The 12,894-nt window shown below is 63.7% G+C and carries 14 protein-coding genes and 1 pseudogene; 7 read left to right on the forward strand and 8 right to left on the reverse strand.

Annotated elements, in window-relative coordinates; genetic code table 11:
• The first annotated feature begins 17 nt into the window (after window positions 1–17).
• Together pspF and H0W65_RS00385 are read left to right on the forward strand one after the other, a co-directional pair.
• The gene (gene pspF / locus H0W65_RS00380; protein ID WP_294002659.1) at window positions 18–1,064 is read left to right on the forward strand and encodes a phage shock protein operon transcriptional activator; all 1,047 of its coding nucleotides are present in this window, start codon (window positions 18–20) and stop codon (window positions 1,062–1,064) included.
• A 68-nt stretch (window positions 1,065–1,132) separates the two neighbouring features.
• Window positions 1,133–1,684, forward strand: coding sequence for a hypothetical protein (locus H0W65_RS00385; RefSeq protein ID WP_294002662.1), 552 nt, complete (start codon window positions 1,133–1,135; stop codon window positions 1,682–1,684).
• A gap of 27 nt (window positions 1,685–1,711) precedes the next feature.
• Here H0W65_RS00385 and H0W65_RS00390 read toward each other — a convergent pair whose 3' ends face one another.
• Window positions 1,712–2,281 carry a urate hydroxylase PuuD gene (locus H0W65_RS00390; RefSeq protein ID WP_294002779.1) on the reverse strand — a complete coding sequence of 190 codons (570 nt, stop codon included), beginning with the start codon at window positions 2,279–2,281 and terminating at the stop codon, window positions 1,712–1,714.
• Window positions 2,282–2,435: 154 nt separating this feature from the next.
• Here H0W65_RS00390 and H0W65_RS00395 point away from each other — a divergent pair, with 154 nt between their 5' ends.
• Window positions 2,436–3,083, forward strand: coding sequence for a superoxide dismutase (locus H0W65_RS00395; protein ID WP_294002664.1), 648 nt, complete (start codon window positions 2,436–2,438; stop codon window positions 3,081–3,083).
• Here the strand turns inward: H0W65_RS00395 and H0W65_RS00400 are convergent.
• From H0W65_RS00400 to dapF, 6 genes are read right to left on the reverse strand one after another with little or no spacing between them, the layout of a single operon-like run.
• A complete protein-coding gene (locus tag H0W65_RS00400) occupies window positions 3,073–3,849 on the reverse strand; it encodes an ABC transporter permease (protein ID WP_294002667.1) in 777 nt (258 codons plus the stop codon). The two genes, H0W65_RS00395 and H0W65_RS00400, sit on opposite strands and share 11 nt — an antisense overlap.
• Window positions 3,849–4,781 carry an ABC transporter ATP-binding protein gene (locus H0W65_RS00405; protein WP_294002669.1) on the reverse strand — a complete coding sequence of 311 codons (933 nt, stop codon included), beginning with the start codon at window positions 4,779–4,781 and terminating at the stop codon, window positions 3,849–3,851. The genes H0W65_RS00400 and H0W65_RS00405 overlap by 1 nt, the downstream gene beginning before the upstream one ends.
• On the reverse strand, window positions 4,778–5,404 hold the full coding sequence (locus H0W65_RS00410) for a septation protein A (protein ID WP_294002672.1): 627 nt from the start codon (window positions 5,402–5,404) through the stop codon (window positions 4,778–4,780). The genes H0W65_RS00405 and H0W65_RS00410 overlap by 4 nt, the downstream gene beginning before the upstream one ends.
• Window positions 5,401–6,315, reverse strand: a complete 915-nt coding sequence (gene ftsY, locus H0W65_RS00415; protein ID WP_294002675.1) for a signal recognition particle-docking protein FtsY — start codon at window positions 6,313–6,315, stop codon at window positions 5,401–5,403. The genes H0W65_RS00410 and ftsY overlap by 4 nt, the downstream gene beginning before the upstream one ends.
• Window positions 6,312–7,517, reverse strand: coding sequence for a MiaB/RimO family radical SAM methylthiotransferase (locus H0W65_RS00420; RefSeq protein ID WP_294002781.1), 1,206 nt, complete (start codon window positions 7,515–7,517; stop codon window positions 6,312–6,314). Before H0W65_RS00420 ends, ftsY begins: the two co-directional genes overlap by 4 nt.
• Window positions 7,514–8,314: a diaminopimelate epimerase gene (dapF, locus tag H0W65_RS00425; RefSeq protein ID WP_294002783.1), complete on the reverse strand. Its 801-nt coding sequence runs from the start codon at window positions 8,312–8,314 to the stop codon at window positions 7,514–7,516. The genes H0W65_RS00420 and dapF overlap by 4 nt, the downstream gene beginning before the upstream one ends.
• Window positions 8,315–8,339: 25 nt before the next feature.
• Between dapF and H0W65_RS00430 the strand changes: the two genes are divergently transcribed.
• From H0W65_RS00430 to rimM, 4 genes and pseudogenes are all read left to right on the forward strand, one after another.
• Complete coding sequence (locus tag H0W65_RS00430; protein ID WP_294002678.1) at window positions 8,340–8,897, forward strand: DUF924 family protein; 558 nt, start codon at window positions 8,340–8,342, stop codon at window positions 8,895–8,897.
• Window positions 8,898–9,137: 240 nt separating this feature from the next.
• Entirely contained in the window at window positions 9,138–10,601 is a 1,464-nt protein-coding gene (gene ffh, locus H0W65_RS00435) for a signal recognition particle protein (RefSeq protein WP_294002680.1), read from the forward strand.
• Window positions 10,602–10,626: 25 nt separating this feature from the next.
• Window positions 10,627–11,097 (forward strand): annotated as a pseudogene (rpsP, locus tag H0W65_RS00440) (30S ribosomal protein S16); the annotation flags it as partial.
• 319 nt (window positions 11,098–11,416) lie between these two features.
• Entirely contained in the window at window positions 11,417–11,959 is a 543-nt protein-coding gene (gene rimM / locus H0W65_RS00445; RefSeq protein ID WP_294002683.1) for a ribosome maturation factor RimM, read from the forward strand.
• Here rimM and H0W65_RS00450 read toward each other — a convergent pair.
• On the reverse strand, window positions 11,956–12,879 hold the full coding sequence (locus H0W65_RS00450) for an NAD(P)/FAD-dependent oxidoreductase (RefSeq protein WP_294002686.1): 924 nt from the start codon (window positions 12,877–12,879) through the stop codon (window positions 11,956–11,958). The genes rimM and H0W65_RS00450 overlap by 4 nt on opposite strands.
• Window positions 12,880–12,894 lie beyond the last annotated feature (15 nt).

Here is a 12,894-nt window from a genome sequence, read left to right on the forward strand (position 1 = left end):
GCCACCACATGTTGGGGATGGAAAGGACCAATCAGTTCGTCGGTCAAAGCCTGGCGTTTCTCGACGCGGTCGAGCGGGCGAGCCGCGCCGCGCCCTTGAACCGGCCGGTGCTGGTCATCGGCGAGCGCGGCACCGGTAAGGAACTGATCGCCGAACGGCTGCACCACTTGTCGGGGCGCTGGGCGGGGCCGCTGGTGACGATGAATTGCGCCGCCTTGCCTGAAAACCTGATCGAGGCCGAGCTGTTCGGCCATGAGGCGGGCAGTTTCACCGGCGCCGCCAAGACCCGCCATGGCCGATTCGAGGAGGCGGATGGCGGTACGCTGTTTCTCGACGAACTGGCGACGCTTTCCTCGCCGGCGCAGGACCGGCTCCTGCGCGCGGTCGAATATGGCGAGATCACCCGCATCGGCGCCTCCCGGCCGATCGAGGTCGACGTCCGCATCGTCGCCGCGACCAACGAGCATCTCCCGGGTCTGGTCGATCAGGGACGGTTCCGCGCCGACCTGCTCGATCGGCTGTCGTTCGAAGTCATCACCTTGCCGCCGATGCGCGCCCGCAAGGGCGACATTGCGCTGCTGGTCGAACATTTCGGGCGGCGTATGGGGGTCGAGCTCGAGTGGACCAACTGGCCCGGTTTCTCACCCCAGGCGCTGGCCGAGCTCGAGCGCTATTCCTGGCCTGGCAATGTGCGCGAATTGCGCAATGTTGTCGAACGTGCGGTCTATCGCCACGAAAACCCCGAACGACCGATCCAGGCACTCCAGTTCGATCCGTTCGCCTCGCCGTGGGTCTTGAATCATGACTCGGCCGGCGCCGTGGAAGTCGCGGCGCGAACGGGCGAGGTGCCCTCGCCGACGGTCGAGCCAGCCCTTCCGTTCCCGTTGGTTGCCACGACCGACCTCCGCGGCGCGGTGGCCGATTATGAAAAAGCGCTGCTTGAAAACGCTCTGGCGCGGCATCGCTTCAACCAGCGCTCGACCGCCATCGCGCTTGGCCTCACCTACGACCAGCTTCGCCACGCGATGAAGCGTCATCAGTTGGCCGTCACCGCTCCGACCTAGTGCAAGGTTGTTCACTTCGTGGTAAGATGGCGGTGGATGTCGTCGATCGAACGAGTCGGGAGATCTTTATGCGCAATCTCGCAATAGCTGCCCTGTTGGTTTCAGGAGTCCTTGTTTCGCCGGCGCACGCTGCGGTTCAGACCATTGGTGGCGGCTATGCCAAATCCTGCTTCGAAGCTGCGGATGCCCAATATCGCACTCGCCAGGCGCTTGACGTCTGCGACAAGGCATTAACCGAAGAAGTGCTAACCCGGGAAGATCGCGTAGCGACTTTTGTCAATCGCGGCATCGTCAAGCTCCGCCGCGGCGACCTGCCGCCAGCGACGGCCGATTTCGATGCGGCGCTCGCCCTCAATCCAATGGAGCCGGATGCCTGGCTCAACAAAGCAATTCTCAATGTCCGCTACGGCAACAGCGCCGCCGCGCTGCCGTTGGTCGCCAAGGCCATCGAACTCAAGACTCGACGACCCGCCTTGGCCTATTTTGTGCGTGCGGTAGCGTACGAGGACAGCGGCAACATCCCCGCCGCCTATCATGACCTTCAGCACGCTCGGGCGCTTGACCCCTCATGGAACGAGCCCGTTGTCGAGCTCAGGCGCTTTCAGGTCCGCCAGCGTTAGCCGGCGGACCGATCGAAGGATTTCGGTTTAGCTGCCGAGCGTCTGATAGGTGGTCATAGCGTAGAGCATCGGGATCGACAGCAGCGTGTTGGTGCGGCTGGCGAGCATGGCCACCCGGCCTGCCTTCGCCTTGGCAGCGTCGTCGGCTTCCACCAGGCCAAGTACTTTCTGCTGGTTTGGCCAGATGATGGCCCACACGTTGACCGCCATGATCAGCGCCAGCCACATGCCGATCCCGATCAGACGGACCTGCGGCTGGAGCGTGAGCGCTTCGACGATGTAGCCGTTGACGTAGGCGAGCAGCGCGCCGGTCAGCACGGTGAAGGCCGCGCCCCAGCGGAAAAAGAACAGCGCTTTCGGCGCGATATATTTCGACACGCCTGGTTTGAGCTCGGCCGGAATCGCCGGCATGGTCGGGATCTGCACGAAGTTGAAATAATAGAGCAGACCAATCCAGGTGATGCCGAAAAACACGTGCAGCCAGCGCAGCACAGCCTCGGCACTCAGCGTCTCGGCATGGAAGCCCATCATCAGCCCGATCGCGGCGGCGACGCCGATCAGCAGCACCAGGTGCAGGTTTTCGAATATCTTGCCCATCATTCCCCCTCATGGGCGGTCGCATCCGCCCTTATGGTCGCCTCGTTACGCCCGCATACGGTGATCGGGCAAGCGTTTGCGGTGGGTGGCGGAGCCGGTTGTCGGCCCACTCGTTGATGAAGAGTTGTCAATCGTCTGCCTCCAGGAGCACGCCATGCCCTTCACTCTTCCCGACCTGCCCTTCGCTAAGGAGGCTTTGGCTCCGCACATGTCCGCGGAAACGCTCGATTTTCACCATGGTAAGCACCACAAGGCCTATGTCGACAAGGTCAACTCCATGCTTGCCGAGAAAGGGCTTGAGCAAGCCTCGCTGATCGAAGTGATCAAGGACGGAAAGGAGAAGAGGGACAAGAAATTGTTCAACAACGCCGCGCAGATCTGGAACCACAGCTTCTTCTGGCAATGCCTCGCCCCCGAAGGCTCGACCCGTCCGTCGGGCAAACTGCGCGAGCTGATCAACGACGATTTCGGCGGGGAGCAGGCGTTGCTAGACCAGCTGGCCAAGGCAAGCGCCGAACATTTCGGCAGCGGTTGGGGTTGGCTGGTGCTGAATGGGAATAAGCTAGAGGTAACGTCGCTCCACGATGCCGACACGCCGGCGGTTCACGGCCTGACGCCGCTACTGACGATCGACGTGTGGGAACATGCTTATTACATCGATTATCGCAACGAGCGGCCCAAGTTCGTCAAGAGTGTCCTTGAGAACCTCATCAACTGGGACTTTGTTGGCCAAAATCTCGATGGCAAGGGCATCGAGCGCGCCGACCAGTCGCAAAACGCCAAGGCGGATATCATTGCTTGAGCCGGTAACCGGTCTTAAACACCCAGATGATGGCGGTGAGGCAGGCGGCGATGATCGCCAGCATCACCGTCACGCTGGCCAGGACCGGGACGTCGGCAGTGCCGAAAAAAGTCCAGCGGAAGCCGCTGACCAGATAGACCACCGGGTTGAACAGGGTGACGGTTCGCCATGGCTCGGCCAGCGCGCTGACCGAATAAAAGGCCCCGCCCAGGAAGGTGAGCGGGGTCACAATCAGCATCGGGATGATCTGTAGCTGCTCGAAATTCTTGGCCCAGATACCGATCACGAAGCCCATCAGGCAAAAGGCGGTGGTGATCAGCAGCAGGAACAGGATCATCAGCGCCGGATGTTCGATCCGCACGTCAACGAATAAGGTCGCGGTGGCAAGCGTCACCAGCGCTAGCACCATCGATTTGGTCGCCGCCGAGCCGACATAGGCTAACACCACTTCAAGGCTTGAAATCGGAGCTGAGAGAAGTTCGTAGATAGTGCCGGTAAACTTTGGAAAATAAATGCCAAAACTGGCGTTGAAGATCGACTGCATGAATACCGACAACAAAGTCAGTCCGGGGACGATGAAGGCACCGAAGCTGATGCCCTGCATGTCGGTCATGCGGCCACCGATCGCAGCGCCGAACACGACGAAATAGAGTGCGGTAGTTATTACCGGGGTGACGAGACTCTGCCATAGAGTGCGCAGAGCACGCGCCATTTCGAACCGATAAATGGCGAGCACGCCGTGGCCATTGAAGCCGCCATTCCGCATCAATTGCGCTCCCCATGAACCAATCCGACGAAAATATCTTCGAGGCTCGATTGCTCGGTCGACAAATCCTTGAAGCTGATGCCGAGGTCGCTCACCCGCCTGAGCAGCGACGGCACCCCCGTCCTTTCGGCATTGGCATCGAACGCGTAGCACAGCACATGACCGTCATCCTCAAGCGCGAGGTTCCACTCGCCCAGCTCGGGTGGGATTGTCGTCATCGCTTCGGCTAGCGTCAGTTTCAGCGTCTTGCAGCCGAGCTTTCGCATCAACACCTTCTTGTCCTCGGCGGCGATCAGCTCGCCCTTGCTGATCACCCCGACCCGGTCGGCCATCTCTTCGGCTTCCTCGATATAATGGGTCGTCAGAATGATTGTCGTTCCGTCCGAGCGCAGTTTGCGAACCATTTTCCACATGTCGCGGCGCAGCTCGACGTCGACGCCGGCACTCGGTTCGTCGAGAAAGAGGATGTCGGGCTCGTGGCTGAGCGCTTTGGCGATCATCACCCGGCGCTTCATGCCGCCCGACAACTCCATCATCTTGGCCTTGCGCTTGTCCCATAACGACAGTCGTTTCAAAAGATCCTCGACCTTGGCCGGATCGCGAGCTTTTCCGAACAGGCCGCGACTGAAGCTGACGGTGGACAAAACGCTTTCGAACGCATCGGTCGTCAGCTCCTGCGGCACCAAGCCAATGCGGGCGCGGGCATGGCGGTAGTCGGTCAGATGATCCTTGCCGTCGACTAGCACGGTCCCGCCGGAGGGCGTGACGATCCCGCAAACGATGTTGATCAGCGTCGTCTTGCCGGCGCCGTTGGGCCCGAGCAACGCGAAAATCTCGCCGCGTTCGATATCGAGATCCACCGACTTCAACGCTTCGGTGCCGCTGGCGTAAGCCTTTTTGAGACCGCGGATGGAAAGGATGGCATCGTTCATTCGATCGGCCCCGGTTCGGCAGGTTTTGGATTTTCCTCGGCGGTCAGCCCATAGCGCAGAAGCATCGGCACGTTGGCGAGCGCGAACAGCAGAGTTGCGGGGATTGCCCCCCATAGCTTGAAGCCGATCCAGAAATCGGTGGTGGTGTTGCGCCACACCGCCTCGTTAACCAGCGCCATGACCGCGAAGAAGATGGACCAGTTGCGGGTCAGCTTGCGCCACCCCTGCTCGTCGAGGCCGGGGTAGGCGCTGCCGAGCACCGTTTTGAGCAGCGGTCGCCCGGTCGCGAGGCCGAACGCCAGCAAGCCCGAGACGATGGCATAGTAAATCGTCGGCTTGATTTTGATGAAGGTTTCATTGTGCAGCCAGATCGTGAGGCCGCCCAGGACAACCACCATTACGCCCGAGAACAGCAGCAACGGCGAGATGCTGCGGCAGCGGATCGCAGAAAAAACGAGCGCCGCCATCATCGCTGCCATGAATGCACCGGTGGCGACGAATATCTTGAGCGGTCCGGGCACGGGCGCGAGGAAATTGACGAGGAAAAATACCAGCAGCGGACCGACATCGACCGCCAGCCGCGCCATGCCCGCCGGCTCTGCCTTCTGTGGCACCGCGCTCATGCCGGAAGGCCGGCGATGGCCCGGGCCACCGCGCGCGGATCGAACGGCCGCAAGTCGTCGACTCCTTCGCCGACGCCGATCGCGTGGATTGGCAGCCCGAATTTCTCGGCCGCCGCGACTAATATTCCACCGCGCGCGGTGCCGTCCAATTTGGTCATGATCAGTCCGGTCACCCCGGCGCTCTCCTTGAATACTTCGATCTGGTTGAGGGCGTTCTGCCCAGTGGTGGCGTCGAGGACGAGCAGAACGTCGTGCGGTGCCTCGGGGTTCAAACGCCCTAGCACGCGGCGGACCTTGGTCAATTCATCCATCAGATGCTGCTTGTTCTGCAGCCGACCGGCGGTGTCGACGATCAACGCGTCGATGCCTGTGGCGGTGGCTTGCTTGACCCCGTCGAATACGATGCCGGCGCTATCGCCGCCTTCCTTTCCGGCGATGACGCCCGCGCCAATCCGGTCGCCCCAGATCTGGAGCTGCTCGATCGCCGCGGCGCGAAACGTGTCGCCCGCCGCCAGTAGCACGCCATAATCCTGCTCTTGCAGCAAATGGCCCAATTTGCCGATGGTCGTGGTCTTGCCCGACCCGTTGACCCCGATCACCAGGATGACGTGCGGGCGGGGAAAACCCCATACATCCAGGGGCTTGGCGACAGGAGCGAGGATTTTCTCGATCTCGTCGGCAAGGATGGAGCGTAATCCGCGCTCGTCGAGCTGCTCGAACCGGCGCGCGGCGATTGCCTCGCGGATCCGTTTCGACGCGCCCGGGCCGAGGTCGGAGGCGATCAATGCTTCCTCGATGTCGTCGAGCGTCGCCGTGTCGAGCGCGGCCTTGGGCGCAAGTCCGGCCAGATTCTCGCCCAGTCGGTCGGCGGTCTTCTTAAATCCGCCGGTCAGGCGGTCGAGCCAACTCATTCGAATGTCCCGACCAATTGATCGCCATCGCGGCCGGTGATGCGTGCGCTGCCGACATCGCCGCGCCGCGAACCGACGATGTAAACCGGAGCGAACAGGTCGCTATGACCTTTCTCTTTGTTTTCGACCAACACCATCTGGCGAGTGCCGACTTGGTTGCCGAGCCAGCGCATGCGTCGCGCCGCCGCCGCCTCGCGCAGCCGGGCGGCTCGGGCCTTGACGATCTCGCGTTCAAGCTGCGGCATTCGGGCGGCCGGTGTGTCCGGGCGAGGCGAAAAGGGAAAGATATGCGCCGCGACCACGTCGCAATCGTCGAGCAGGGCCAGGCTGCCCAGTGCGGCCTGCTCACTCTCGGTCGGAAAGCCGGCGATCAGGTCGGCGCCGATGCTGACGTCGCCGCGCAGTCCCTTCAGCCGTTCGACCAGTGCGACGGCCTGCGCGCGGCTATGGCGGCGCTTCATTCGCTTGAGGATCAGGTCATCACCAGCCTGAAGCGACAAGTGGAAATGGGGAAGCAAGCGCGGCTCGCCCGTGACCAGCTCGAACAGCGCTTCGTCGACCTCGATGCTGTCGAGCGAGGATAGGCGCAGCCGCTGAAGCGAGGGCAGGGCGTCTAGCAGGCGCTGGCAGAGCAAGCCGAGCGACCCTTCGTAAGCGGTGATGTCGACGCCCGTGAGCACAATTTCCTTCGCACCTGCATCGAGCTCAAGGGCGATCGCATCGCGCACCGCCTCATAGGGCAGCGACCGGCTCGGTCCGCGCGCCTGCCAGATCGAGCAGAAGGTGCAGCGATGATCGCACCCGGTCTGAACGGCCACGAAGCTGCGCACGCGCGAGAGGAAGCCGGCGGCGACCGGCGGGACCGGCGCCGCCATGACGTCAGAGACATGAATTTTGCTCTGTCCGCCTATAGCGAAGGCCCGTCGATCGTATTTTTCAGCGTTCCCCACGACGCGCGCCACCTCGGGCATCGCCGCGAAACTTGCCGGATCGAGCTGCGCCGCGCATCCGGTCACAACGATCCGCACATCGGGCCGCTCGCGATGCGCGCGGCGGATCGCCTGCCGCGTCTGGCGAACCGCTTCATTGGTGACGGCGCATGAGTTGACGATGATTGTCCCGTCTTCGGCCAGCCCGCGCATTGCCTCGCTTTCGGCGAAGTTGAGCCGGCAGCCGAGCGTGATCGTGTCCACCCCCATCAGCCCAGCGCCTCAAGGTCGATCTCGCCGGTAAATACATGGGTCGCCGGCCCGCGCATGCGGATCGGCTCGCCCGGCGCCCAGGCGATGGTCAACCCGCCGCCCTTCATTAGGACCTTGACCGGCGAGGTCGCTTTCCTCTGGACGATTGCGGCGACACCGGTTGCACAGGCCCCGGTCCCGCAGGCCAGCGTCAGCCCCGCACCGCGCTCCCAGGTGCGAAGCGTGATGCCGTCCGCGCCGGTGCTAGCGACGTTGACGTTGATCCGGTCGGGAAAAGCCGGGTCTTGCTCGATCGCCGGCCCAATCGCCCGCACCCGCTCCTCGTCGACCGCATCGACGAAGAAAACCAGGTGAGAATTGCCTACATTGAGCGCCATCGGCCGCGACAGCTCCTCCCACGCCATCGGCAGCGCGGCGGTGTCCATCGGATAGGCGAGGGGGATCGCGTTCCACTCAAACCGCGGCTCGCCGATCGCGACCTCAATCTCCTCACCTTCGGCCGACCCCTGCAAAATACCGCCAGCGGTCTCGATGCTGGCCGCGCCGGTCAGCGTGATAACGCAGCGCGATGCGTTACCGCAGGCTTCCGCCGGCGATCCGTCAGCGTTCCAGATGTCCATCCTCATCGCCGCCCGATCGCTCGGCCCGAGCAGGATCAGCTGGTCGCAGCCAATCCCGGTCTGTCGGTCGCTCAGCGCCTTGGCCAGCGCTTCGGTCATCGCAATCGGCTCAACGCGCCCGTCGAGAATGACGAAATCGTTCCCGAGGCCGTGCATTTTGTGGAATTGCCGCGTCACGCCGGGGGACTTAGGGAGGCGGGCCATGACTGTCCACCTGTCCCCCGCCGAGGCCGCGCCCGCTGTCCTTCATTTCTGGTTCGAAGAACTGACCGAGGGCCAGCATTGGCGGAAATCACCGGACCTGGACCGGCATATCGCCGAACGGTTTGGAGCCGTGCGAAAGCGGGTGCTGGCGGAGGAGGCGGCCGGGTGGCGCGAAACGCCAGCGACGCTGCTGGCGGCGATCCTCCTTCTCGACCAATTCTCGCGCAACATGTTTCGCGGAACGGCGCGCGCCTTTGAAGGCGATCCATTGGCCCTCGAATTGAGCAAAGATGCGCTGGAACGCGGCTGGGTCGATGCCGCACCGCCACCATGGCGCCAGTTTCTGATGATGCCGCTGATGCACAGCGAATGGCTCGACGATCAGGAAAAATGCGTGGCCGAGTTCCAACGCTTTGGGGAGGCCAACCTCAAATTTGCCCTTCTCCATCGCGATCAGATTGCCAAGTTCGGCCGCTTTCCGGGACGAAATGCCGCGCTGGGCCGCCGTTCAACCGAAGCCGAAGAGGCCGCTCTCGCCGAAGGCGCTGCTTTTTAGGGATTTGCGCAGAGACGCGGAGACGCAGAGAGGTCAGGGCTGGACCCAGTCCTCTGCGCCTCTGCGCGAACCATTTCTGGCTCCCGCCGCTAAACTTGACCGAACAGTCGTCGGGGCGTAGGCGCGCAGCTGTCTTAACGGATATGACATCGATGAAGCATCCACGGGTGCGCGTTGGCCGGCGAGGTTTCGCCCGCCGGCGTGTCATGCGTTTTTGCCTCCCGACTGTGGAGTGAGTGAATGTTCGACAGCCTGAGCGATCGCCTTGCCGGCGTGTTCGACAAGCTCCGCGGCCGCGGCGCCTTGTCGGAGGAAGACGTGCGCTCGGCGATGCGCGAGGTGCGGGGCGCGCTGCTTGAGGCCGACGTCGCGCTGCCGGTGGCGCGCGATTTCGTTGACCAGATCACCGAGCGCGCGGTGGGGGCCGAAGTCATTCGTTCGGTCACGCCGGGCCAGATGGTCGTCAAGATCGTCAACGATGCGCTGGTCGAGATGCTCGGCAGCGAGGCGGCTGGACTCCACCTCGACGTCAATCCGCCGGCCGTGGTGATGATGGTCGGGCTGCAGGGCTCGGGCAAGACGACGACCACCGCCAAGCTAGCCAAGCGGCTCCACGAGCGCGAGCGCAAGCGCGTGCTGATGGCCTCGCTCGATGTTGCTCGCCCGGCCGCGCAGGAACAGCTGGCGGTGCTCGGTCGTCAGGCCGGGGTCGATACGCTGCCGGTCGTCGCCGGCCAGACGCCGGTTCAGATCGCCGAGCGCGCGCTCCAGGCGGCAAAGCTTCAGGGCTATGACGTGCTGATGCTCGACACAGCGGGACGGCTCCACGTCGACGAAGCGCTGATGTCCGAGATGAAGGCTGTCGCCGCCGCCTCGCGTCCGGTCGAGACGCTGCTGGTGGTCGACAGCCTGACCGGCCAGGACGCAGTCAACGTCGCCAAGGGCTTTGCCGGAGAGGTCGAATTGTCGGGCGTGATCCTGACCCGACTGGACGGCGATGCGCGCGGCGGCGCGGCGCTCAGCATGCGTGCGGTGACCGGCAAGCCGATCAAATTCGCCGGCACCGGCGAGGGACTCGACGCGCTCGAGGCTTTCCACCCAAGCCGTGTCGCCGGCCGCATTCTCGGCATGGGCGACGTCGTCGGTCTGGTCGAGCGCGCGGCCGAAACGGTCAAGATCGAGGACGCCGAGAAGCTCGCTGCGAAAATGGCCAAGGGCAAGTTCGATCTCGACGATTTGCGCCTCCAGATCAGCCAGATGCAGCGCATGGGCGGGCTTGGCGCCCTGGCCAACATGCTGCCCGGCATGAAGGGCATGAAGGGCGCCGCCAATGTCGATGACAAGGCGCTGGTGCGGCTGGAAGCAATGATGTCGTCAATGACAGCAAAGGAACGCGCGCGACCCGAGATCATCAATGCCAAGCGCAAGATCCGTCTCGCCAAGGGCAGCGGAACCACCGTTCAAGAGGTCAACAAGCTGCTCAAGATGCACCAGGAAATGGCCAATGCGATGAAGCGCCTCAAGAAATTGGGCGGCTTTGGCAAGCTCGCCTCAATGTTCGGCGGGGGCGGCATGGAAAAGGCGCTGCAGGACCTGTCCCCCGGCCAGATGCCCGGCAACCAGCTGCCGCAGATCCCCGGACTTCCCGGCGGCGCGGCACCGTTCAACCTTCCCCCCGGTTTCAACAAATTCTCAAAGAAATAACCGAACTCACTGAAAGGAATATCAAATGGCAGTTGCAATTCGTCTGGCCCGTGGTGGCTCCAAGAAGCGCCCCTATTATCGCCTCGTCGTCGCCGACAGCCGCAATGCGCGCGACGGCCGCTTCATCGAGAAGGTCGGCATCTATAACCCGCTGCTCGCCAAGGACAGCCCCGACCGGGTCAAGCTCGACGCCGAGCGCATTTCGCATTGGCTGAGCGTCGGCGCCCAGCCGTCGGACCGCGTCGCCCGCTTCCTCGATGCCGCCGGCATCCGCGAGCGCGCCGCGCGCAACAACCCGAATAAAGCCGAGCCGGGCGAAAAGGCTAAGGAACGCGTCGAAGAGCGCGCAGGCAAGGCCGCCGCCGCCGAGGAAGCCGCCGCTGCCGCCGCCCCGGCCCCGGTAGTTGAAGAAGCCGCGCCGGTTGAAGACGCTCCCGCTGAGGAAGTGACCACCGAGGCCGAAGCGCCTGCTGAAGAAGCCGCCGCCGAAGAGGCTCCAGTCGAGGAAGCGGTCGCCGATGAAGCTGTCGCAGAAGAGGCTCCGGCCGCTGAAGCCACCGCCGAGGAAACTCCGGCCGCCGAGGAAGTCGCGGCTCCGGCCGAAACCAATGAAGCGACCCCGAACAGCGACGCCGGCGACGAAGCCGGCGGCGTGACCGGGGAAAGCGCCCAGGCCCCTGCCGAGGGCGAAGCTTCTCCAGCCGAGGGTGAAGCCGCTCCCGCTGAGGGCGATGAAGCCGCGAAGGCCAAGTAAGGATGATCAGAAGCCCCTCCCCTCGATGGGGAGGGGTTGGGGCGGGGTGATGTCTTCAAATATGCCGCATCCATCTCCACCCTCACCCCCACCCAACCCTCCCCCATCGAGGGGGAGGGCCTCCGAACGGCGTGTCGCGCTGGCCGCGGTCGCCGGGGCGCATGGCATCCAGGGCGAGGTGCGGCTCAAGCTATTCGCGCAAAGCGCCGGCAGTCTCGCCCGCCACAAATGCGTATTCGTCGACGGGCAGCCGATGACCCTTCGCGACGTTCGCGCCAACGGCAAGGCGGTCATCGCCCGCTTTGACGGCATCGCCGACCGCTCTGAGGCCGAGGCGCTGCGCGGCAAGCTAGTTGAGGTAGACCGAGCCGAGCTGCCGCCTCTCGAAGAGGGCGAATATTATCACGCCGACCTGATCGGGCTGCCGTGCGTCGATGAAGCAGGGACCCGGCTCGGCACGGTTGCCGCGATAGAGAATTTTGGCGCCGGCGATCTAATCGAATTGGAGCGCGAAGGCCAAAAACGTTCGCTGATCCCGTTCCGCGACCCGATTGCCCGGCTCGAACACGACCGGATTGTCCTCGATCCAGGCTTCCTGGCCTAACGCAGAAGCGGCTCGTTCTTTGCGAGATCGTTGCGGATGGTGGTCGAGGCGACCCCGCCTTCGCCCATCGCATGGCTGATCTGGTCGAGGCCGAGCACCACGTCGCCCGCCGCGTAAAGACCGGGGACGCTGGTGCGCTGGTGGCTGTCGACGCGAATACAGGCCTCGCCGCTCAAATCCGCGCCAAGCATCTCGGCCAAGTGGATATGGGTGTCGCTGCCGAGCGCAGGGTAGATGCTGTCGAAGTTATGACGTGTGCCCGCCGTGATTACCGTGATGTCGCCTTCGCCTGGCTCGATCGCCTCCACCGGTCCGTCGATTAGCGCGATCCCGTCCGTCGCGAGTAATTTCCGCTCGTCCGCGTCGAACTCATGCGGCCCATCCGGCGCGATCAGGGTTAGCTCGGCGGTGTAGCTCCGCAGGAAAATCGCTTCGGCCCTGCCGCGCTCCCCGGCGCCGATCACGGCGATTCGCTTGTCGGTCACTTCATAGCCGTCGCAGATCGGGCAATAGCGGATCAGTCCCTTGGCCATCGCCGCGTCATGCACCTCCATGTCCATCGGCGGACGGCGGTTGGTCACCCCGGTCGCCAGCAGGACGGCGCGCGCGACGACCGGGCCCGACCCAAAGTCGGCGGTGAACAGGCCGCTACCCGCGTCGCGCTCGATCTTCGCTACTTGCCCATCCTCGATCCGCGTCCCGTAGCGCTGCGCTTGGTCCTTCATCCGGTCGAGCAGTTCCTTGCCGTTGATCCCCTCGGGAAAGCCGGCGTGGTTGTGACTGGTCGGAATCCATGCGGCGCGGCTCTTGCCCCCGTCGACGACCAGAATGTCGAGATGATAGCGCGAAAGATAAATCGCCGCCGTCAGCCCCGCCGGGCCGCCGCCGATCACCAAACAGTCGAGAGTCTTGTCTTCCATCGGAAGTCGAAGCGC

The organism is Sphingomonas sp. (assembly GCF_013816785.1).
In the GTDB taxonomy this organism is placed as follows: domain Bacteria; phylum Pseudomonadota; class Alphaproteobacteria; order Sphingomonadales; family Sphingomonadaceae; genus Sphingomicrobium.

Excerpts from the sequence above, each read along its gene's own strand:
- H0W65_RS00405 (WP_294002669.1), bottom strand. The coding sequence starts at position 4,781 with ATGAACGATGCCATCCTTTCCATCCGCGGTCTCAAAAAGGCTTACGCC.
- ffh (WP_294002680.1), top strand. The coding sequence starts at position 9,138 with ATGTTCGACAGCCTGAGCGATCGCCTTGCCGGCGTGTTCGACAAGCTC.
- H0W65_RS00410 (WP_294002672.1), bottom strand. The coding sequence starts at position 5,404 with ATGAGCGCGGTGCCACAGAAGGCAGAGCCGGCGGGCATGGCGCGGCTG.
- rimM (WP_294002683.1), top strand. The coding sequence starts at position 11,417 with ATGCCGCATCCATCTCCACCCTCACCCCCACCCAACCCTCCCCCATCG.
- pspF (WP_294002659.1), top strand. The coding sequence starts at position 18 with ATGGAAAGGACCAATCAGTTCGTCGGTCAAAGCCTGGCGTTTCTCGAC.
- H0W65_RS00390 (WP_294002779.1), bottom strand. The coding sequence starts at position 2,281 with ATGGGCAAGATATTCGAAAACCTGCACCTGGTGCTGCTGATCGGCGTC.
- H0W65_RS00385 (WP_294002662.1), top strand. The coding sequence starts at position 1,133 with ATGCGCAATCTCGCAATAGCTGCCCTGTTGGTTTCAGGAGTCCTTGTT.
- H0W65_RS00400 (WP_294002667.1), bottom strand. The coding sequence starts at position 3,849 with ATGCGGAATGGCGGCTTCAATGGCCACGGCGTGCTCGCCATTTATCGG.
- H0W65_RS00395 (WP_294002664.1), top strand. The coding sequence starts at position 2,436 with ATGCCCTTCACTCTTCCCGACCTGCCCTTCGCTAAGGAGGCTTTGGCT.
- H0W65_RS00430 (WP_294002678.1), top strand. The coding sequence starts at position 8,340 with ATGACTGTCCACCTGTCCCCCGCCGAGGCCGCGCCCGCTGTCCTTCAT.
- ftsY (WP_294002675.1), bottom strand. The coding sequence starts at position 6,315 with ATGAGTTGGCTCGACCGCCTGACCGGCGGATTTAAGAAGACCGCCGAC.
- H0W65_RS00450 (WP_294002686.1), bottom strand. The coding sequence starts at position 12,879 with ATGGAAGACAAGACTCTCGACTGTTTGGTGATCGGCGGCGGCCCGGCG.